21 protein-coding genes are annotated in these 17,716 nt (G+C 62.1%); 12 read left to right on the top strand and 9 right to left on the bottom strand.

The features are described 5' to 3' along the window. Nucleotides 1–28: 28 nt before the first annotated feature. The 4 genes from HJC00_RS00270 to HJC00_RS00255 all read right to left on the bottom strand — a co-directional run bounded on the left by HJC00_RS00270 (nucleotide 29) and on the right by HJC00_RS00255 (nucleotide 3,730). Nucleotides 29–520, bottom strand: coding sequence for a GNAT family N-acetyltransferase (locus HJC00_RS00270; RefSeq protein WP_221163496.1), 492 nt, complete (start codon nucleotides 518–520; stop codon nucleotides 29–31). Nucleotides 521–534: 14 nt separating this feature from the next. Continuing rightward, nucleotides 535–1,950: a metalloprotease TldD gene (gene tldD / locus HJC00_RS00265; protein ID WP_221146659.1), complete on the bottom strand. Its 1,416-nt coding sequence runs from the start codon at nucleotides 1,948–1,950 to the stop codon at nucleotides 535–537. 199 nt (nucleotides 1,951–2,149) lie between these two features. Then, nucleotides 2,150–2,791, bottom strand: coding sequence for a peroxiredoxin-like family protein (locus HJC00_RS00260; RefSeq protein WP_210628930.1), 642 nt, complete (start codon nucleotides 2,789–2,791; stop codon nucleotides 2,150–2,152). A gap of 282 nt (nucleotides 2,792–3,073) precedes the next feature. Continuing rightward, nucleotides 3,074–3,730 carry an invasion associated locus B family protein gene (locus tag HJC00_RS00255; RefSeq protein ID WP_210628929.1) on the bottom strand — a complete coding sequence of 219 codons (657 nt, stop codon included), beginning with the start codon at nucleotides 3,728–3,730 and terminating at the stop codon, nucleotides 3,074–3,076. 315 nt (nucleotides 3,731–4,045) lie between these two features. Here HJC00_RS00255 and coxB point away from each other — a divergent pair, with 315 nt between their 5' ends. The 6 genes from coxB (at nucleotide 4,046) to HJC00_RS00225 (ending at nucleotide 9,348) form a co-directional block, all read left to right on the top strand. Beyond that, nucleotides 4,046–4,930 carry a cytochrome c oxidase subunit II gene (gene coxB, locus HJC00_RS00250; RefSeq protein WP_210628928.1) on the top strand — a complete coding sequence of 295 codons (885 nt, stop codon included), beginning with the start codon at nucleotides 4,046–4,048 and terminating at the stop codon, nucleotides 4,928–4,930. 17 nt (nucleotides 4,931–4,947) lie between these two features. After that, the gene (ctaD, locus tag HJC00_RS00245) at nucleotides 4,948–6,648 is read left to right on the top strand and encodes a cytochrome c oxidase subunit I (RefSeq protein ID WP_210628927.1); all 1,701 of its coding nucleotides are present in this window, start codon (nucleotides 4,948–4,950) and stop codon (nucleotides 6,646–6,648) included. A gap of 65 nt (nucleotides 6,649–6,713) precedes the next feature. Continuing rightward, a complete protein-coding gene (locus HJC00_RS00240; protein ID WP_210628926.1) occupies nucleotides 6,714–7,664 on the top strand; it encodes a heme o synthase in 951 nt (316 codons plus the stop codon). Continuing rightward, nucleotides 7,664–7,804 carry a hypothetical protein gene (locus HJC00_RS00235; RefSeq protein ID WP_004672998.1) on the top strand — a complete coding sequence of 47 codons (141 nt, stop codon included), beginning with the start codon at nucleotides 7,664–7,666 and terminating at the stop codon, nucleotides 7,802–7,804. Before HJC00_RS00240 ends, HJC00_RS00235 begins: the two co-directional genes overlap by 1 nt. After that, nucleotides 7,801–8,409 carry a cytochrome c oxidase assembly protein gene (locus HJC00_RS00230; RefSeq protein ID WP_221146658.1) on the top strand — a complete coding sequence of 203 codons (609 nt, stop codon included), beginning with the start codon at nucleotides 7,801–7,803 and terminating at the stop codon, nucleotides 8,407–8,409. Before HJC00_RS00235 ends, HJC00_RS00230 begins: the two co-directional genes overlap by 4 nt. A gap of 60 nt (nucleotides 8,410–8,469) precedes the next feature. Next, nucleotides 8,470–9,348, top strand: a complete 879-nt coding sequence (locus tag HJC00_RS00225; protein ID WP_064800923.1) for a cytochrome c oxidase subunit 3 — start codon at nucleotides 8,470–8,472, stop codon at nucleotides 9,346–9,348. Between the two features lie 108 nt (nucleotides 9,349–9,456). Here the strand turns inward: HJC00_RS00225 and HJC00_RS00220 are convergent, their stop codons facing one another. Both HJC00_RS00220 and HJC00_RS00215 read right to left on the bottom strand, forming a co-directional pair. After that, nucleotides 9,457–9,720: a hypothetical protein gene (locus HJC00_RS00220; protein ID WP_097597707.1), complete on the bottom strand. Its 264-nt coding sequence runs from the start codon at nucleotides 9,718–9,720 to the stop codon at nucleotides 9,457–9,459. A gap of 241 nt (nucleotides 9,721–9,961) precedes the next feature. Further along, nucleotides 9,962–10,603, bottom strand: coding sequence for a chloramphenicol phosphotransferase CPT family protein (locus tag HJC00_RS00215; RefSeq protein WP_221163495.1), 642 nt, complete (start codon nucleotides 10,601–10,603; stop codon nucleotides 9,962–9,964). A 142-nt stretch (nucleotides 10,604–10,745) separates the two neighbouring features. Here HJC00_RS00215 and HJC00_RS00210 point away from each other — a divergent pair, with 142 nt between their 5' ends. The 5 genes from HJC00_RS00210 (at nucleotide 10,746) to rnhA (ending at nucleotide 14,420) form a co-directional block, all read left to right on the top strand. Beyond that, nucleotides 10,746–11,126 carry a DUF983 domain-containing protein gene (locus tag HJC00_RS00210; RefSeq protein WP_210628923.1) on the top strand — a complete coding sequence of 127 codons (381 nt, stop codon included), beginning with the start codon at nucleotides 10,746–10,748 and terminating at the stop codon, nucleotides 11,124–11,126. After that, a complete protein-coding gene (locus HJC00_RS00205; protein WP_221163494.1) occupies nucleotides 11,119–11,874 on the top strand; it encodes an SURF1 family protein in 756 nt (251 codons plus the stop codon). Before HJC00_RS00210 ends, HJC00_RS00205 begins: the two co-directional genes overlap by 8 nt. A 74-nt stretch (nucleotides 11,875–11,948) precedes the next feature. Then, the gene (gene ispH / locus HJC00_RS00200) at nucleotides 11,949–12,950 is read left to right on the top strand and encodes a 4-hydroxy-3-methylbut-2-enyl diphosphate reductase (protein WP_210628921.1); all 1,002 of its coding nucleotides are present in this window, start codon (nucleotides 11,949–11,951) and stop codon (nucleotides 12,948–12,950) included. A 52-nt stretch (nucleotides 12,951–13,002) separates the two neighbouring features. After that, nucleotides 13,003–13,968, top strand: a complete 966-nt coding sequence (locus HJC00_RS00195; protein WP_221163493.1) for a homoserine kinase — start codon at nucleotides 13,003–13,005, stop codon at nucleotides 13,966–13,968. Further along, on the top strand, nucleotides 13,965–14,420 hold the full coding sequence (gene rnhA, locus HJC00_RS00190; RefSeq protein ID WP_210628919.1) for a ribonuclease HI: 456 nt from the start codon (nucleotides 13,965–13,967) through the stop codon (nucleotides 14,418–14,420). Before HJC00_RS00195 ends, rnhA begins: the two co-directional genes overlap by 4 nt. 203 nt (nucleotides 14,421–14,623) lie before the next feature. Here rnhA and HJC00_RS00185 read toward each other — a convergent pair whose 3' ends face one another. The 3 genes from HJC00_RS00185 to HJC00_RS00175 all read right to left on the bottom strand — a co-directional run bounded on the left by HJC00_RS00185 (nucleotide 14,624) and on the right by HJC00_RS00175 (nucleotide 16,705). After that, nucleotides 14,624–15,700, bottom strand: a complete 1,077-nt coding sequence (locus tag HJC00_RS00185) for a putative zinc-binding metallopeptidase (RefSeq protein ID WP_221122523.1) — start codon at nucleotides 15,698–15,700, stop codon at nucleotides 14,624–14,626. An 88-nt stretch (nucleotides 15,701–15,788) separates the two neighbouring features. Beyond that, nucleotides 15,789–15,980, bottom strand: coding sequence for a CsbD family protein (locus tag HJC00_RS00180; protein ID WP_210628917.1), 192 nt, complete (start codon nucleotides 15,978–15,980; stop codon nucleotides 15,789–15,791). A gap of 119 nt (nucleotides 15,981–16,099) precedes the next feature. Continuing rightward, nucleotides 16,100–16,705, bottom strand: coding sequence for a YqgE/AlgH family protein (locus HJC00_RS00175; RefSeq protein ID WP_088396070.1), 606 nt, complete (start codon nucleotides 16,703–16,705; stop codon nucleotides 16,100–16,102). Nucleotides 16,706–16,846: 141 nt separating this feature from the next. Between HJC00_RS00175 and HJC00_RS00170 the strand changes: the two genes are divergently transcribed. Beyond that, nucleotides 16,847–17,686 carry a protein-disulfide reductase DsbD domain-containing protein gene (locus HJC00_RS00170; protein ID WP_221163492.1) on the top strand — a complete coding sequence of 280 codons (840 nt, stop codon included), beginning with the start codon at nucleotides 16,847–16,849 and terminating at the stop codon, nucleotides 17,684–17,686. Nucleotides 17,687–17,716 lie beyond the last annotated feature (30 nt).

Here is a 17,716-nt window from a genome sequence, read left to right as displayed (position 1 = left end):
GCAGCTGAACCCTTTCCGCCATCGGCGGTCAGCCGACCTTGTACCGGTAAAACTTGCTGTCCACCGCCATCAGCGGGAAGGAGCGGGGCAGGGCGCTCTTGGCAATTTCGGTAAAGCCGTTCTTTTCGTAGAAGCGCTGGGCGGCGACGAACTTGTCCGTCGTGTCGAGGAAGATGTCGGTGAGGCCGGCATCTCTGGCGTGGTCGAACAGGCGCTCGAGAAGCCGCGCCGCCACGCCGTGCTCGCGGCCGCGCACCTCGGCGGCGACGAACATCTTGCGCAGCGCCGCCTGATTGTTGCCGATGTCCTTCAGCCCAAGGGTGCCGACGATGGCGCCGTCCTTGACGGCGACCCAGAACTGACCTTTGCCGGACTGGTAGAAATCCGGGATGACCCGGAGATCGGGCTGCGCATCGGCAGTGATATCGATGCCGAACTCCTCGCGCTGGATCGGCAGGATCACCGACAGCACGTCATCGGCATCGCCTTCGGCAAAGGCTCTGATTTCGATCTCTCCCATCAGATCCTCCCGCCTCAGGCCTGGGTGCCGCCGACGGTGACCTGATCCATGCGCAGATGCGGCTGGCCGACGCCGACCGGAACCCATTGGCCGGCCTTGCCGCAATTGCCGATGCCGGTATCGAGCTTCATGTCGTTGCCGATCATCGACACCCGCTTCATCGCATCCGGGCCGTTGCCGATCAGCATCGCCCCCTTGATCGGCGCGCCGATCTTGCCGTTTTCGATCAGATAGGCCTCGGTGCAACCGAAGACGAATTTGCCGGAGGTGATGTCGACCTGGCCGCCGCCAAAGGAGACGGCATAGACGCCCTTCTTCACCGAGGCGATGATTTCTTCCGGAGTCTTGTCGCCGCCGAGCATATAGGTGTTGGTCATGCGCGGCATCGGCACGTGGGCATAGCCCTGGCGGCGGCCGTTGCCGGTGGGCGCCATGCCCATCAGCCGGGCGTTCTGCCGGTCCTGCATATAGCCGACGAGCTTGCCGTTCTCGATCAGCACGTTGTAGCCCGACGGTGTACCCTCGTCGTCGATGGTGATCGAGCCGCGGCGGTTGTCGATCGTGCCGTCGTCGACGACGGTGACGCCGGGCGCGGCAACGATCTGGCCGAGAAGCCCTGAAAAGGCCGAGGTCTTCTTGCGGTTGAAATCCCCTTCCAGCCCGTGGCCGACCGCCTCGTGCAGCATGACGCCCGGCCAGCCGGAGCCGAGAACGACATCCATCGTGCCGGCGGGCGCGTCGATCGCTTCCAGATTGACGAGCGCCTGGCGCAGCGCCTCGTCGGCGCCGTACTGCCAGCTGCCCTCGGCAATGAAATCGCCGAAGCCGATGCGCCCGCCGCTGCCGTAGGAACCGCTCTCCTGCCGCTCGCCTTCACCGACCACGACGGAAATGTTGATGCGGGTCATCGGTCTTATGTCGCGCACGCGGTGGCCGTCGGCGCGCAGGATGTCGACCACCTGCCAGCTCGCGGCGACCGAGGCGGTGACCTGCCGGACCTTGTCGTCCTTGCCTCTGAGATAGGCGTCGATGTCCTGCAGGACCTTGACCTTCTCCTCGAAGCTCGGCTGGCCGATCGGGTTCTGGTCGCCGTAGAATTTCTTGTTGGTGCCCTGGGGAGCGGCGGCGTAGGTGCCGGAATAGCCGCGCGTCACCGCGCCGACCGCATCGGCCGCCCGCTTCAGCGCCGCCACCGAGAGATCGCCGGCATGGGCATAACCCACCGCTTCGCCGGCAACGGCGCGAAGCCCGAAACCCTGTTCGGTGTTGAAACTGCCGCCCTTCAGCCGGCCATTGTCGAAGGTCAGCGCTTCGGCCTGCGCATGCTCGATGAACAGTTCGCCGTCATCGGCGCCGGCGAGCGCCTCGGCGACAAGGCCGCGCATCGTGGCTTCGTCGGCATCGAAAAGCGTCAGGAGATCGGTGGTCATGGTCTGGCTCCAATGGGCATGTTCGGGAATGCGCTTATCCCCTAGATAGGGCTCCATATAACAAGGAGTGAAGCCCTCGCGGCGAATATTCTTTGTCTCGGGAGGTGGGACGCGCCTCGAAGAGATGCAAACGGTTGATCGCTTTGCGCGGGGTAGACAACGCTAACCACCCGTCGGGGCGTCGAGCGATTTTTTGTCGTCAATGTGCGACTTGCGAAGCTGCCGACATCAATTCCCGGGAATTCGGAGCCTTGAACGTTTGCAGCCCGGCCTCCAGAACTTCAGTGAAGCTCCAGCGGACGATGCCCTCGCGGTCGATCAGGAACTGACCGACAAGCTGCCCATGGTCGGCGGTCATCATCTGCTGATCGGCTTCCGTAATTTGATATCCTTCCTTCTTGTTGAGAAAATCGTCCATCGCCATCACGCCCATAGGCTCTGGCAATTCGCCCGGCAGATCGATTCGTATCGCCATGACCGTGTCGATCCCGACCTCGCGTAAGCCGAAGGCTCGGTGCGAAGCCCGTATCGGGTCGGAAGCCGCAAGAATACCGGGGATCGGATGGTAACGGAAATACAGCCGCGCGCGTTCGACCGGGGTGTTTACCACTGCCAGCGATTGGACGCCTTTCTCACGCAGCATCGGGTTGAGATATGCCATGGCCGCGACATGGCGCCGGCAGAAGGGACAATGCAGGCCTCGAAACAAACCGATCAACAATGGGCTGCGGCCGCGAAAATCATCAAGCGCGATCTTCCCTTCGCGCGAGACTGCATCAAACACAACGTTCGGCACCCGGTCGCCCGGTTTTAGCGGATGGTCGACATAGCGCGTGGACATGGACAACCTCCTCGCTCGGGATCAGTCGAGAAAAGGCGACACGTTAAGTGTTTCGAGGTCGAGACTGAGCGTTGCGAGGCCCGACCTCTTGTCTTACCGCACCGCCAGGATCCGATCCAAGAATGGTCCCACATTGGCCCGCGGGCAAGCGGTAAACGGCGTATCGTGAACGGAAAAGTCCGTTTTCTCAAAATTCAGCCTTTCACCAGAGCGGGGCCGCTGGCGGAAGTGAAGCTGGATTGAGCGGATGAGGGGCGGACCCGCGACAGGCCGCAGCCGCCCTCAAGGCAGCGCGTCAAAACCTTCGGCGAAACCCTTGAGATCAACAGGAATGCCGATCCCTTCTTCCGGGGTCTGGAAGACGATGAAGGTGGCCTGGGCGCCGCTGCGGAAGGTCTTGAGCAGTTCGTCCTCGAGCACGACTTCGGCATAACAGCCGTCGGCGAAGCAGCGGACGAAGTAGGCGCGGCCGATATCCTTGCCGTCGACATTCAGTCCGAGACCGTTCGGCAGGAGCACGCCGAGCGGCGCCAGCACGCGCAGGATCTTCGATTTGCGGTCGGCCGTCTTCAAGACGACGACGGAAAGCCCGACCTCCGGCCGGTCCTCGGCGATGACGTTCTGCATCAGCGCGCATTGTTCCGTCGCCGCACCGGCCGGCTTGTCGCAAACAACCGACCATGCGCCGTGGTTGGATTTCACCGTGCCGGGCGCCTGCGGCTGCGTCTGGCCGGGCGTTACCTGGATATTCGGGTTGGCAGCCGGGGGCTGCTGCGCCGGGGCAGGGGCGGCCGGTGCCGGTGTGGTGGGTTGGGCGGGGGAAGGGGCGGGTTGCTGTGCGAAGACGGGCGTCGTCGCTGCGGCCGCGATGCTGGCAGTCACGAGAAGCGACCGCGCGAGGGAACGGAAACCCATGGAAACCTCTGGATATCGAATCATTGCGGCTATTGTTGAAGCTGCCCACCGGAAATGAAAAGCCCCACCCCGTGAAAACCGGGGGACTGCGGCAGAAATTGGACCTCTGTCAAATAATGTGCGGTGGTCGGATCGGCCGGAAATGGCATTTTTCATATGCTGATGAAAAACTTGGGATGTTTTGCCGTTCGGCCTGCCTGTGCTTTAAGCAAAAATGCCGCATAGACAATTGCTCCTGCCTGTTGCGGCAAATGCCAAACTGTGGTTTGAAGCGCTGAAGATGGCAAGGATTCTGCGTTCGATTTAGCAGGTCAAGCGCTCGAGGGAGATAATAAGGTGATGAAGAAGGCTTATGCAGCTCTGACCGCGCTGGTCTGTCTGCTTTTTGCTTCCGGCACATATGCCGACCAGCCGACGCCGTGGCAGGCGACGCTGCAGCCGGCGGCGACGCCGATTATGCGGGAAATTCATTGGTTCGAACAATATACCCTGTGGTTTATCGTTCCGATCACGCTCTTCGTTCTGATCCTGCTCATCGTCGTCTGCTTCAAGTTCCGCGCCAGCGCCAATCCGGTTCCGTCGCGCACGAGCCACAATACGCTGATCGAGGTCATCTGGACCGTGGGGCCGGTCCTGGTGCTGCTCTTCCTCGCCATTCCCTCGTTCAATCTTCTGACGGCGCAGCTGACGCTGCCCGAAAATCCTGACGTGACGATCAAGGCGACCGCCACCCAGTGGCAATGGAATTATGAATATGAAGGTTCGGGCGACAGCCCGCTCGCCTTCGATTCCTACCTCTTGAAGGATCAGGATCGCGCGGCCGCCGGCAAGGAAGACAAGTCGGTCTATCCGAGACTGCTCGCCGTCGACAACGAACTGGTGCTGCCGGTCAACAAGACGGTGCGCGTTCTCGTGACCGCGGCACCCACCGACGTCATCCACGCTTTCGCCATGCCGTCCTTCGGCATCAAGATCGACGCCGTACCGGGCCGCCTGAACGAGACCTGGTTCAGGGCCGAGCGCGAAGGCCTGTTTTATGGCCAGTGTTCCGAGCTCTGCGGCAAGGACCATGCGTTCATGCCGATCGCCATCCGCGTCGTCTCCGAGGACAAGTACAAGCAGTGGCTGACCGCGGCCGCCAGCGACCTGCCCGGCGCCTACAAGACACTCATGGCCGCAACCGATGGTCCCGCAAAGACCGTCGACGTTGCCGAAGCACAGTAATTAAGGGGATCGGGACAATGGCTGGACCTTCCGCTCACGATGATCATTCTCACGCCCACCACGACCATGCGCATGATGATCACGATCACCATGATCACGGGCACAAGCCGAGCTTTGTCAATCGCTGGCTGTTCTCGACCAACCACAAGGACATCGGCACGCTCTACCTGATCTTCGCGATCATCGCCGGCATCATCGGCGGCGCGCTGTCGGTGGCCATGCGCATGGAGCTGCAGGAGCCGGGCATCCAGATCTTCCACGGCCTGGCCTCGATGGTCTACGGCTATGAAGGCGATGCCGCGATCGACGGCGCCAAGCAGATGTTCAACATGTTCACGACGGCGCACGCGCTGATCATGATCTTCTTCATGGTCATGCCGGCGATGATCGGCGGTTTTGCCAACTGGATGGTGCCGATCATGATCGGCGCGCCCGACATGGCCTTCCCGCGGCTGAACAACATCTCCTTCTGGCTGATCGTCCCGGCCTTCGCGCTGCTCTTGCTGTCGATGTTCGTCGAAGGCCCGGCAGGCGCTTACGGTACGGGCGGCGGCTGGACTATGTATCCGCCGCTGGCAACGAGCGGCACGCCGGGACCGGCGGTCGATCTGGCGATCTTCGCGCTGCACATTGCCGGCGCCTCGTCGATCCTCGGTGCGATCAACTTCATCACCACGATCCTCAACATGCGCGCCCCCGGCATGACGCTGCACAAGATGCCGCTCTTCGCCTGGTCGGTGCTGATCACCGCCTTCCTGCTCTTGCTGTCGCTGCCAGTTCTGGCAGGCGGCATCACCATGCTGCTGACTGACCGCAACTTCGGCACCTCCTTCTTCTCTCCGGAAGGCGGCGGCGACCCGATCCTCTACCAGCACCTGTTCTGGTTCTTCGGTCACCCCGAGGTCTACATCCTCATCCTGCCGGGCTTCGGCATGATCAGCCACATCATCTCGACCTTCTCGAAGAAGCCGATCTTCGGCTATCTCGGCATGGCCTACGCAATGGTTGCGATCGGCGCCGTCGGCTTCGTCGTCTGGGCCCACCACATGTACACGGTCGGTCTGTCGCTCGATGCGCAGCGTTACTTCGTCTTCGCCACGATGGTCATCGCCGTTCCGACAGGCGTGAAGATCTTCTCCTGGATCGCGACGATGTGGGGCGGCTCGATCTCGTTCCGCACGCCGATGATCTGGGCGATCGGCTTCATCTTCCTGTTCACGGTCGGCGGCGTCACCGGCGTCCAGCTTGCCAATGCCGGTCTCGACCGCTCGCTGCATGACACCTATTACGTCGTGGCTCACTTCCACTACGTTCTGTCGCTCGGCGCCGTCTTCGCGATCTTTGCCGGCTGGTATTACTGGTTCCCGAAGATGACCGGCTACATGTACAACGAGTTCGTCGGCAAGCTGCATTTCTGGGTCATGTTCATCGGCGTCAACCTGGTGTTCTTCCCGCAGCACTTCCTCGGTCTCGCCGGCATGCCGCGCCGCTACATCGATTATCCGGATGCCTTTGCCGGCTGGAACTATGTTTCCTCGATCGGCTCCTACATCTCGGCCTTCGGCGTGCTGATCTTCCTCTTCTCGGTCTTCGAGGCCTTCGCCAAGAAGCGCATCGCCGGCGAGAATCCGTGGGGCGAGGGTGCGACGACGCTGGAGTGGCAGCTGCCTTCGCCGCCGCCCTATCACCAGTGGGAACAGCTGCCGCGCATCAAGTAAAGCGCTTGGAAAACCGGACGCCGCATTCGAAACGGCGTCCGGCATAGTAAATTCAGGACGGAATGATGACGGTTATCGACAATCACGAGGCGCTTGCAGAGGACGGCGAAATGTCGGAAGCGAGCGCGCGCGATTATTTCGAGCTCTTGAAGCCGCGGGTGATGTCGCTCGTGGTCTTCACCGCCTTTGCCGGCCTGGTGCTGGCCCCGGGCCACATCAACCCCGTCCTCGGCCTGATCGCCATCCTCTGCATCGCCGTCGGCGCCGGCGCCTCGGGCGCGCTGAACATGTGGTACGACGCCGATATCGACGCCGTCATGAGCCGCACGGCCAAGCGCCCGATCCCGGCCGGCCGCGTCGCGCCGTCGGAGGCGCTCGCCTTCGGTCTGGTGCTGTCGGGCTTTTCCGTCGTCATTCTCGGCCTTGCCGTCAATTGGCTGTCGGCCGGCATCCTTGCCTTCACCATCTTCTTCTACGCCGTCATCTACACCATGTGGCTGAAGCGTTCGACGCCGCAGAATATCGTCATCGGCGGTGCCGCCGGCGCCTTCCCGCCGATGATCGGCTGGGCCTGCGTGACGAATACGGTGACGATCGAGAGCACCGTTCTCTTCCTGATCATCTTCCTCTGGACGCCGGCGCATTTCTGGGCGCTTGCCCTCTTCAAGATGCGCGATTACGAGGCCGTCGGCGTGCCGATGCTGCCGAACGTCGCCGGCGAGCGGGTGACCAAGCATCAGATCGTCGCCTATGCGGTGCTGACCGCCATCTGCGCGGTGCTGCCGTCCGTCCTCGGCTTCGCGAGCTTCGGCTACGGCCTCGTCGCCGCCGTGCTCGGTACGATCTTCATCACCTGTTCCATCGCCGTCTGGCGCATGCCCGACGGCGATCTGAAGATGGTGCCGGCAAAGAAGCTCTTCGCCTTCTCGATCTTCTATCTCTTCGCTGTATTCTCCGCTTTGATGATCGACCGGCTGGCCGCCATGCTGGTTTCGCAAGTGGGAGGCTCGCTCTGATGGATCTCGTCAAGCTCACCGAAAAGCAGATGAAGTCGCGCCGCAACCGCAACATCGCCCTTGGGCTGGTGCTGGCCGGTCTCGTCGTCCTCTTCTATGCGATCACGATCGTCAAGATCGGCGGGGGGATGGCCGGATGAGCGAAAAAGCCGCCGCACCGAGGAAGCAAGGCCGCAACAACGGCGCCGTCGTGCTGATGTGCCTGAGTTTCGTCTTCGGCATGGGTGCGATGAGCTATGCCGCCGTGCCGCTCTACCGCATCTTCTGCCAGGTGACCGGCTATAACGGCACGACCCAGCGCGTCGAGCAGATGTCGAGCATCGTGCTGGACCGCAAGATGCGCGTCACCTTCGACGCCAATGTCGCCCCCGGCCTGCAATGGAATTTCAAGCCGGTCGAGCGCGAGGTCAGTCCGAAGATCGGCGAAACCATCCAGGTCAATTTCGTCGCCGAGAACCGCTCGAACGAGACCCAGCGCGGCCAGGCGGTGTTCAACGTCACGCCGGGCGAAGCGGGCGCCTATTTCAACAAGGTGCAATGTTTCTGCTTTACCGAAACGGACCTGAAGCCGGGCGAGAAGCTGGAAATGCCGGTCGTGTTCTATATCGACCCTGAAATCGTCAAGGCGGTGGAATCGAAAGATATCCACACGGTGACGCTGTCATATACGTTCTACCCGAAAGAGGGTCCGAAGCCTGTCGCTTCGAATGAGGGTGGAACGGTAAAGATTGAAAAGAAACTTTGATCAAGGCTCGTTTCCGGCTATGCCGGGAGCGAAGTGAGGAAGACATCCGGGGATAGCCACATGGCCGATGCGCATCAGAAGAACCACGACTACCACATCATCGATCCGAGCCCGTGGCCGATTCTCGCCTCGCTCGGCGCCTTCATCATGGCGATCGGCGGCGTCTGCTATATGCGTTACCTGAACGGCGGCTCCTTCAAGCTCGCTGGCGCTGAACTCGCCAATCCCTGGCTCTTCTTTATCGGCCTCGTGCTGGTTCTTTACGTCATGTACGGCTGGTGGGCCGATACGGTGAAGGAAGCCCATGAGGGCTCTCACACCCGCGTCGTCTCGCTGCACCTGCGTTACGGCATGATCATGTTCATCGCTTCGGAAGTGATGTTCTTCGTCGCCTGGTTCTGGGCTTATTTCGACGCCAGCCTGTTTCCGAACGAGGCGATCCAGGCCTCGCGCATGGCCTATACCGGCGGCGTCTGGCCGCCGAAGGGCATCGAAGTCCTCGATCCCTGGCACCTGCCGATCTACAACACCGTCATCCTGCTGCTCTCCGGCACGACGGTCACCTGGGCGCACCATGCGCTGCTGCACAATGACCGCAAGGGCCTCGTTCAGGGCCTGACGCTGACCGTGCTGCTCGGCATCCTGTTCTCCAGCGTGCAGGCCTACGAGTATGCCCACGCCCCGTTCGACTTCAAGAATTCGATCTACGGCGCGACCTTCTTCATGGCGACCGGCTTCCACGGTTTCCACGTCCTCGTCGGCACGATCTTCCTGCTGGTCTGCCTGCTGCGCGCGCTGCGCGGCGATTTCACCCCGAAGCAGCATTTCGGCTTCGAGGCAGCCGCCTGGTACTGGCACTTCGTCGACGTCGTCTGGCTGTTCTTGTTCTTCTGCATCTACGTCTGGGGCGGCTGGGGCGCACCCGTCGCAGCCGGCTGATCGGAAGCGATGTTCAAGCGAAAGGCGGGCCTCGGTCCGCCTTTTCTGTTTTGGCTCCACGCACCGTGATCGCAGGGCTTAATCCACGGCGCGGCCCCTGACGTCCCGCTACGATTGAGTGAGAATCACCAAGGTCTCCGGCAATACTCCGTCATACTCCATCGCATCCGCAGCTTGCTTGGACTTCATAAATTCCTCCAGGCGGCCCATGTCGGGAACGTCCATGACGAGGCCAACGCGATTGGACGCCTGTGGATCGACAAACGTACGAATGTTTGTGCAGCCGAGGGGCTCGAAGACCTCTTTGCGGCGCGGTGAAGTGAGCCAATGTTTGACGTCCTTGACGTCGTGGTAGGCCAATATGGTAGGCATAGCATCCTCCTCTCAAAGCCAAGTGGAACACTACGCCGCGATCGATCACATTGATATTACCCGGATGGGCGGGGCGCATCGTCGTCGGCAAATGGCAAAGATGTCGATGTTCTCGTCGATTCCTGCCCCAGCTTCGCACCTGGAAGCGATCATGGTGGCATTTGCCGCCGAACTCGGCGTCGATGCTCGCGTCAAGTCGGTCAAGCCTGAGCCTAATGGAGAGTGGGACGTACGATTGGCATCAACGTCCGCCAGCGATCCTTTCGAAGGCCGAAGGTGCGGGGATGCCGAGATCGAGGCGTTGGCGGATTGCCTCGGCGCATTCGTCGGCGGTCAGCACCGAGGTATCGACCTCCATGTCGTAGATGCCTGGCCGGTGCACCTCGTCCTGCCAGCGCTGCACCGGTTCGGGAACCGGCATGTCCGCAGTGGCGCGGAGATACAGCGTCTCGCGGCCGTCTTGTTCAATGTCTCGCCGCTGCATGATCGTCTCGAGCGGACAGCGCACGCCGACGAACAGCACGGAAAATCCATCGAGACGCCGGGCGCAGTCGGGAAGTATGCCGAGTGGGTGCGAATAGCTGTCGTGATGGCCGAGATCGGCGACGACGTTGAGGCCCAATCCGGCATGGATGGCGATCGACTCGTAAAGGGCGGCATAGAGGAAAGGTATCAGCTCTTCGAGCTCCGGCCGCTCGCCGCCGGGCCTGAGCCCGATGCCGGGCAAATAGCGCTGCGGCGTCATCGCATTGTAGCTGTCGACGCCGAGGTTGATCCACGGTCCCTCGAATTCGTCCTGGATCGCCCGGGCAATGCTGGATTTGCCGCTGCGCGGCGCGCCGTTCAGGATAATGATCTGTCCGGCATGGCTGTCATTGGTCATCAGTCTTCTTCTTCTTCTGTTTGGCGCGAATCGGTGAGGCGAAATCGCGCAGGCATTTCCATTCGGGATGCGAATACTTTATGGGAGAGTTAAGGCAGCATCGAAAAAGCCGCGGTCGCAAGTGGCCGCGCAAAGGAACAGCATGAGCGAGGACAGCGCGCAATTTCCCCCTCTCGATCCGGTGAAAACCGGTATCAAGGGCTGCTGCCCGCGCTGCGGTCATGGCAAGCTGTTCGATGGCCTGCTCGGCCTGAAGCCGCGTTGCGCCTCCTGCGGCCTCGATTATTCCTTCGCCGATTCCGGTGATGGCCCGGCCGTCTTCGTCATCCTCATCGTCGGCTTCATTATCATTGGCATGGTGCTGTGGCTGCAGGTCAATTATGGGCCGCCGATCTGGGTGCACATCCTTATTTTCGCGCCGCTGACGATCATCCTGTCGCTCCTGACGCTGCGCTGGTTCAAGGGCATCCTGATTGCCATGCAGTACCGCCATAATGCCCGCGAAGGACGTCTGAGTGACTGATGTCGATCACGCCGTGCCGCGCCGCCGGCTGCCTGTCATAACCGGCTTTCTGGTGCTGGTTGCCCTTGCCATTCTGGTTTCGCTCGGCACCTGGCAGCTGCAGCGCCTCACCTGGAAGCAAGGCCTGCTCGCCGACATCGCCGCGCGCCAGGCTGCCGCGCCGGTGCCGCTCGCCGGCATCGAGGCGATGGCGGCTTCCGGCGGCGACATCGAATACCGCAAGGTTACCGCCACCGGCCGCTATATCAACAACAAGGAGCGGCACTTCTTCGCCACCTGGCGCGGCCAGACCGGCTTTTACGTCTATACCCCGCTCGAGCTTGCCGACGGGCGCATCCTCTTCGTCAACCGCGGCTTCGTTCCCTATGAGAACAAGGAGCCGGAAATGCGCATGCAGGGCCAGCTGACTGATCAGCAGACGGTCACGGGCCTCGCGCGCGCCAAACTTGCCGGCAAGCCCTCCTGGCTGGTGCCCGATAACGACGTCGCCAAGAACATCTTCTACTGGAAGGACCTCGACGTCATGGCTGACAGCGTCGGCCTGGAGAAGGCGCGCGTCATCCCGTTCTTCGTCGACGCCGATTCCACGCCCAACCCGGCCGGCCTGCCGATCGGCGGCGTCACCCAGGTCGATCTCCCGAACGATCATCTGCAGTATGCCCTGACCTGGTACGGGCTTGCCGCCGTGCTCGTCACCGTGGTGGCGATCTCCTGGTTCCGAAAACCCGGCAGGGCACCTCGGCAATAGTATCGCTTCAATTCCCGGCCATATTGGGCTAGAGGTCCCTTACTCCCATCGGACGGAATTTTGACGGAACGGACATGAATATTGCGGCGAAACCTCCCTTGACGATCAGGCTCTGCGGGCCGCGCGGCTTCTGCGCCGGCGTCGACCGCGCCATCCAGATCGTCGTGCTGGCGCTGAAATCCTATGGCGCGCCGGTCTATGTGCGCCACGAGATCGTCCACAATCGTTATGTCGTCGAGGGGCTGGAGGCCAAGGGCGCCGTCTTCGTCGAGGAACTGGACGAGATCCCGCCCGAGCATCGGGCCCAGCCGGTGGTCTTCTCGGCCCATGGCGTGCCGAAATCGGTGCCTGAGGATGCCGCGAGCCGCAACCTTTTCTATCTCGACGCCACCTGTCCGCTGGTCTCCAAGGTCCACAAGCAGGCAATGCGCCACAATCGACTTGGCCGCCACGTCGTCCTCATCGGCCACGCCGGCCACCCGGAAGTGATCGGCACGATGGGGCAGTTGCCGGAAGGCGCGGTTTCACTGATCGAGACGATCGAGGATGCCGACGCCTACGCCCCGGCCGACCCCGACAATCTCGGTTATGTCACCCAGACGACGCTGTCGGTCGACGATACCGCCGGCGTCATCGCCCGCCTCCAGGAGCGATTTCCCAACCTGACTGCGCCGGCGGCGGATTCGATCTGTTATGCGACGACCAACCGCCAGGAAGTGGTGAAGCAGGCGGCCCCCGGCTGCGATCTTTTCATCATTGTCGGCGCACCGAATTCCTCCAATTCCAAGCGCCTCGTGGAAGTGGCGCTGAGGGCAGGGGCGAAGAAATCGATCCTCGTCCAGCGCGCCGCAGAGCTCGACTGGGAGGAGATCGGCGCGATTTCGACGCTTGGCCTTTCCGCCGGCGCCTCGGCGCCGGAGGTGATCGTCAACGAAATCATCGAAGCCTTCCGCGCCCGCTTCGATGCCCGCGTCGAACTGGCCGAGACGGTGCAGGAAACCGAAAACTTCCTGGTCAACCGCGAATTGCGCAGCATCGAGCTGACCGCGGCCGACATGGCGTTCGTCAACGGCTAGGCCGCGATCGCGTCCCAGGTCATCCATCCATCATACAGAGACGAGACTTCACTTGGCAGTCTACACCGATATCGCCGAAGACGATCTGAAATGGTTCCTGACGGAATATGATGCAGGCACGCTGCTCTCCTACAAGGGCATCGCCGAAGGCGTCGAAAACTCCAATTTCCTGCTGCATACCTCCAAGGCGCCGCTGATTCTGACGCTTTATGAGAAGCGCGTGGAAAAGAGTGACCTGCCTTTCTTCCTCGGCTTGATGCAGCATCTCTCGGCCCGCGGCCTGTCCTGTCCATTGCCATTGCCGCGCCGCGACGGCGCGCTGCTCGGCTCGCTCTCCGGCCGCCCGGCCGCGCTGATTTCCTTCCTCGAAGGCATGTGGCTGAGAAAGCCGGAGGCAAAGCATTGCCGCGAGGTCGGCCGGGCGCTGGCCGAAATGCACGTGGCCGGCGAGGGCTTCGAGTTGAAACGGCCGAACGCCCTGTCGCTCGATGGCTGGCGGGGGCTCTGGGAGAAGTCCGAGGCGCGTGCCGACGAGGTCGAACCCGGCCTGCAGGGCGAGATCCGCAAGGAGCTTGATTTTCTCGCCGCCGCCTGGCCGAAGTGCCTGCCGTCCGGCGTCATCCATGCCGACCTCTTCCCCGACAACGTCTTCTTCCTCGGCGACGAGCTCTCCGGCCTGATCGATTTCTATTTCGCCTGCAACGACCTGCTCGCCTATGACGTCTCGATCTGCCTGAACGCCTGGTGCTTCGAGAAGGACGGCGCCTACAACATCACCAAGGGCATGGCGATGCTCGAGGGTTATCAGAGCGTCAGGCCGTTGAACGGTGAAGAAATCGCCGCCCTGCCGGTGCTCGCGCGCGGCTCGGCGCTGCGCTTCTTCCTGACCCGGCTCTATGACTGGCTGATGACGCCGGAGGGCGCCATGGTCACCAAGAAGGACCCGCTCGAATATCTGCGCAAGCTGCGCTTCCACCGCCAGATCGGCTCGGCCGCCGAATACGGATTGAGCCTATGAAACACGTCGATATCTTCACCGATGGCGCATGTTCCGGCAATCCCGGTCCCGGCGGCTGGGGCGCAGTGTTGCGTTATGGCGAGGTCGAAAAGGAGCTTTGCGGCGGCGAGGCGGAGACGACCAACAATCGCATGGAGCTGATGGCGGCGATCTCGGCGTTGCAGGCGCTGAAGAGCCCTTGCGAAGTCGACCTCTATACCGACAGCGCCTACGTCAAGGACGGCATCTCCAAGTGGATCTTCGGCTGGAAGAAAAACGGCTGGAAGACATCGGACAAGAAGCCGGTGAAGAATGCCGAACTCTGGCAGGCGCTTGAGGAAGCCCGTAACCGCCACAAGGTGACGCTGCACTGGGTCAAGGGCCACGCCGGCCACCCGGAAAACGAACGCGCGGATGAACTTGCGCGCCGGGGCATGGAGCCGTTCAAGAAGGGCAAGGCGATTTCGTTTTAAGTGTGGGAGGTTTTGCCGTTACGCACCTCTCTCAATAAAGCACTGGCGGCGTGAATGTGCCCGTGGGTTCAACCCAATCTCCGTCATGCTCGGGCTTGACCTGCTCGAGGCCGAGGATGACGGAATATCTGGTGTCGTCCCAGCCAATTCGTCCCCGAAAGCCGACAATGGGCGGACTCATCCGATGACGAGCACTTTTCATCTCAATGCTGCGACGCCGTCGCCGCCCCCTGGATCAGCCGATGCAGATATTCGAGCTTGGCCACAACAGGCGAGGAGAGCACGAAGGGATAGGAGTCGGGCTGGCCCATGCTGCGCTGGATGGCGTTGATTGCGAGGCTGAGCGGCACCCAGGCGCTGACGAGCTGCTCGGCGCTCTGTGCCCGATAGGGAAGAAAATCGACCTCGCCTGCGATTTCCTCGTGGCCGCGCGGATCGATGGCGATGCCGAAGGCGCGGGCCGTCTCCAGCGTATCGACGATATGGAGGTAATGCGCGAAGCATTCGGCGAAATCCTCCCAAGGATGTGACGAAGCATAGGCGCTGATGAAATTATCCTGCCATCCCAAGGGCGGGCCGGCGGCATAGTGTTTCTGGAGGGCCGCCGCATAATCCTGCCGCTCGTCGCCGAAGACGGCGCGGAAATCATCGAGGCCGTTCTGATCGCGCACCAGCTTGTTCCAGATGAAATGGCCGGTCTCGTGGCGGAAATGGCCGAGCAGCGTGCGGTAAGGTTCGTTCATCGAGCTGCGCGCTTGTTCGCGGGTGGCGTCGTCGGCTTCGGCGGCGCGGATGGTGATCAGGCCTTCCTCATGGCCGGTCATGGCCGGCACGACATTGCCGTTGCCCTGCAGGGAATCCTCGAGGAAATCGAAGACCAGGCCGCCATGCGGATCTTCGCCGCGATCGGGATGCGGCAGCCTCCAGCGCAGCAGCGAATAGAAGAGATGACGCTGCGCCTGACCGATGCGCCGCCAGCGGTCTATGCCGTTCTGGGTATCGGTGTTCGGAACCAGCCGGTTGTGGCGGCAGGCGGCGCAGAATTCACTGTCGCTCTCGTCCTCCACCAGCCAGTTGCAGATGTCGAGGCCGGCATTGGCGCAGAAGCCCACGTGCCGGTCGGGATCGGAAACGAGCTGCCAGGCCGTCTCATCGCGCGGCTCCAGCGCATGCATCGCGAGGTCGCCGGGCAGGAAGCCGAGGCGATGGTTGCAGCGCACGCAGTGACGATTGTCGAAGTGGACGACCTGGTCGCAATTGTCGCAGGCAAAGAGTTTCATCGTACTGATCTCTGCAAGGCGGGGGGCGGATTAAAAATGCCCGCTGCGCGCGTGCGCAGCAGGCATGGTTTATCCGGGCTGCTGTGGTTCAGAGCCGGTCGACGGCGCCCTTGAGCTTGTCCTTGACCTTGCCGGCTGCGACCTGCCCCTTGCCCTTGGCTTCCTGGACGTCGCCCTTGGCCTGCATGTCGCGATCGCCCATGGCCTTGCCGGCGGCCTGCTTGGTCTTGCCGGCAATTTCGTTTGCCTTGCCTGAAATCTTGTCGCTGGTGCTACCCATCTGTGATGTCTCCATTCTCGGCGACGGACCTCTCGTCCGCGCGGGAAGGGAACGTCACTCGCGCCTATTCGTTCCCGCGACCGTCAGGTGAGCCGCGACCGTCAGGTGAGCCGCGACCGTCAGGCGTGGCCGGCTTCAGCCGAAAGCATGGCGGCGTTGATGCCCATGCCGGCGAGCGCCCGCTCGTATTTGTCGTCGAGATTGCGGTCGAAGATCAGTTCCTCATTGGCAGGGCAGGTGAGCCAGCCATTGTTGGCGACCTCGTTTTCCAGCTGGCCGGCCGCCCAGGAGGAATAGCCGAGCAGCATCGTCGCGCGCTTCGGCCCCGCGCCCTTGGAGATGGCGCGCACGATGTCGAGCGTTGCCGTCAGGCAGATGTCGTCGCTGACCGGGATCGAGGAGTCGCTGGCATAATCGTCCGAATGCAGCACGAAGCCGCGGCCGCTCTCCACCGGGCCGCCCGTCTGGATCGGGAAATCGCGCGCCCGCTGCGGCAGCACGATCGGTTCTTCCTGCTTGATCATGTCGAGATGCTGGAGCACGTCGGTGAAGGTGAGGCTCTGCGGCCGGTTGATGACGAAGCCCATGGCGCCGGCATCCGAATGCGCGCAGATGTAAATCACCGTGCGCGCAAAATTGCGGTCTTCCATGCCGGGCATGGCGATGAGGAACTGGCCATCGAAGAAGCCACGTTCCCGCCTGTTCTTCAGCGTCGATAAGGACATCGTTCCTCCTGCTGCCAGACCGCACCAAGGCCCCGACAAGAGAAAGATGGGCCAATGTCACAAATCAATCAACCGAAAATGAAGATTTAAATGGCCGCGGCTTCTGGCGGCCAGAGAGCACTTTCGGTAAACCGTTGTTCCATGATGATTATTTTCATGGCCCCGCGACGGCTTTTGATGGCGGTCATTTCCGTGGCCGCGGCCCTCGTCCCCTTTTGTTCCGCAAAAGCGGAGATGAGCGCCTGGGCCGAAGCCGAGGGCGGCCGCATGCGCCTGGTGGCGCTGGCGCCCGATGCCAGCGGGAAAATCCGCGCCGGCCTGCAGATCGAACCGAAACCCGGCTGGATCACCTATTGGCGCGAGCCCGGCAACAGCGGCATTCCGCCTCAGGTCACCATCGCGCCGGCCAGCGGTGTGACCCTCGATGCCATTGCCTATCCCGTCCCGAAGCATTTTTTCAAAGGCGGGATCGAGGATATCGCCTATGACGCGCCGGTGACGCTGCCGCTATCCTTGACGGCGGCTGGCAAAGGCGGAGTCGAGATCGACGCCTCGGCTTTCATCGGCATCTGCAGGGATATCTGCGTTCCCTTCCAGGCGAATTTGAGCCTGAAGCTCGGCCGCGCCATGCAGTCGCACCCGGAGGAAGAGGCGATCCTGGCGGCCGCTGACGCGACGCTGCCGAAGCCGCCGTCGGATGATTTCAAGGTGACGGCGCATGCGATCTCAGCTGATCGGAAGACGCTGTCGCTGACGCTCGCTCTGCCGGGTGACGGCAAGGGGACCCCCGATATCATCGTCACCGGCCCGAGCGGTTATGCCTTCACCAAGCAGAGCGGCGGCAAACGCGATGGCGCCACCTTCAAGACCGATATGATGATCGGCAGGCTGCCCAGGGATTACGACATGTCAGGCAAGCGCTGGGGCGTGCTTGTCATCGATGGCGACAGGGCGATGGAGACCACGCTTGCCTTTGAGTGACCGGCACTTATAGTCGCCCTATTCCCAGGC

It is taken from the genome of Rhizobium sp. NLR22b (assembly GCF_019685295.1).
Lineage (GTDB): Bacteria > Pseudomonadota > Alphaproteobacteria > Rhizobiales > Rhizobiaceae > Rhizobium.
The sequence above is the reverse complement of the archived record's forward strand: the minus strand, read 5'-3'. Positions and strand labels throughout refer to the sequence as shown.

What these genes read in the sequence shown, in the direction of transcription:
- HJC00_RS00220 (WP_097597707.1), bottom strand. Translation starts at nt 9,720, where the DNA reads ATGCCTACCATATTGGCCTACCACGACGTCAAGGACGTCAAACATTGG.
- HJC00_RS00180 (WP_210628917.1), bottom strand. Translation starts at nt 15,980, where the DNA reads ATGGGTAGCACCAGCGACAAGATTTCAGGCAAGGCAAACGAAATTGCC.
- HJC00_RS00240 (WP_210628926.1), top strand. Translation starts at nt 6,714, where the DNA reads ATGACGGTTATCGACAATCACGAGGCGCTTGCAGAGGACGGCGAAATG.
- HJC00_RS00170 (WP_221163492.1), top strand. Translation starts at nt 16,847, where the DNA reads ATGATGATTATTTTCATGGCCCCGCGACGGCTTTTGATGGCGGTCATT.
- coxB (WP_210628928.1), top strand. Translation starts at nt 4,046, where the DNA reads ATGAAGAAGGCTTATGCAGCTCTGACCGCGCTGGTCTGTCTGCTTTTT.
- rnhA (WP_210628919.1), top strand. Translation starts at nt 13,965, where the DNA reads ATGAAACACGTCGATATCTTCACCGATGGCGCATGTTCCGGCAATCCC.
- ctaD (WP_210628927.1), top strand. Translation starts at nt 4,948, where the DNA reads ATGGCTGGACCTTCCGCTCACGATGATCATTCTCACGCCCACCACGAC.
- HJC00_RS00260 (WP_210628930.1), bottom strand. Translation starts at nt 2,791, where the DNA reads ATGTCCACGCGCTATGTCGACCATCCGCTAAAACCGGGCGACCGGGTG.
- HJC00_RS00235 (WP_004672998.1), top strand. Translation starts at nt 7,664, where the DNA reads ATGGATCTCGTCAAGCTCACCGAAAAGCAGATGAAGTCGCGCCGCAAC.
- HJC00_RS00215 (WP_221163495.1), bottom strand. Translation starts at nt 10,603, where the DNA reads ATGACCAATGACAGCCATGCCGGACAGATCATTATCCTGAACGGCGCG.
- HJC00_RS00225 (WP_064800923.1), top strand. Translation starts at nt 8,470, where the DNA reads ATGGCCGATGCGCATCAGAAGAACCACGACTACCACATCATCGATCCG.
- HJC00_RS00230 (WP_221146658.1), top strand. Translation starts at nt 7,801, where the DNA reads ATGAGCGAAAAAGCCGCCGCACCGAGGAAGCAAGGCCGCAACAACGGC.
- HJC00_RS00255 (WP_210628929.1), bottom strand. Translation starts at nt 3,730, where the DNA reads ATGATTCGATATCCAGAGGTTTCCATGGGTTTCCGTTCCCTCGCGCGG.
- ispH (WP_210628921.1), top strand. Translation starts at nt 11,949, where the DNA reads ATGAATATTGCGGCGAAACCTCCCTTGACGATCAGGCTCTGCGGGCCG.
- tldD (WP_221146659.1), bottom strand. Translation starts at nt 1,950, where the DNA reads ATGACCACCGATCTCCTGACGCTTTTCGATGCCGACGAAGCCACGATG.
- HJC00_RS00210 (WP_210628923.1), top strand. Translation starts at nt 10,746, where the DNA reads ATGAGCGAGGACAGCGCGCAATTTCCCCCTCTCGATCCGGTGAAAACC.
- HJC00_RS00185 (WP_221122523.1), bottom strand. Translation starts at nt 15,700, where the DNA reads ATGAAACTCTTTGCCTGCGACAATTGCGACCAGGTCGTCCACTTCGAC.
- HJC00_RS00175 (WP_088396070.1), bottom strand. Translation starts at nt 16,705, where the DNA reads ATGTCCTTATCGACGCTGAAGAACAGGCGGGAACGTGGCTTCTTCGAT.
- HJC00_RS00270 (WP_221163496.1), bottom strand. Translation starts at nt 520, where the DNA reads ATGGGAGAGATCGAAATCAGAGCCTTTGCCGAAGGCGATGCCGATGAC.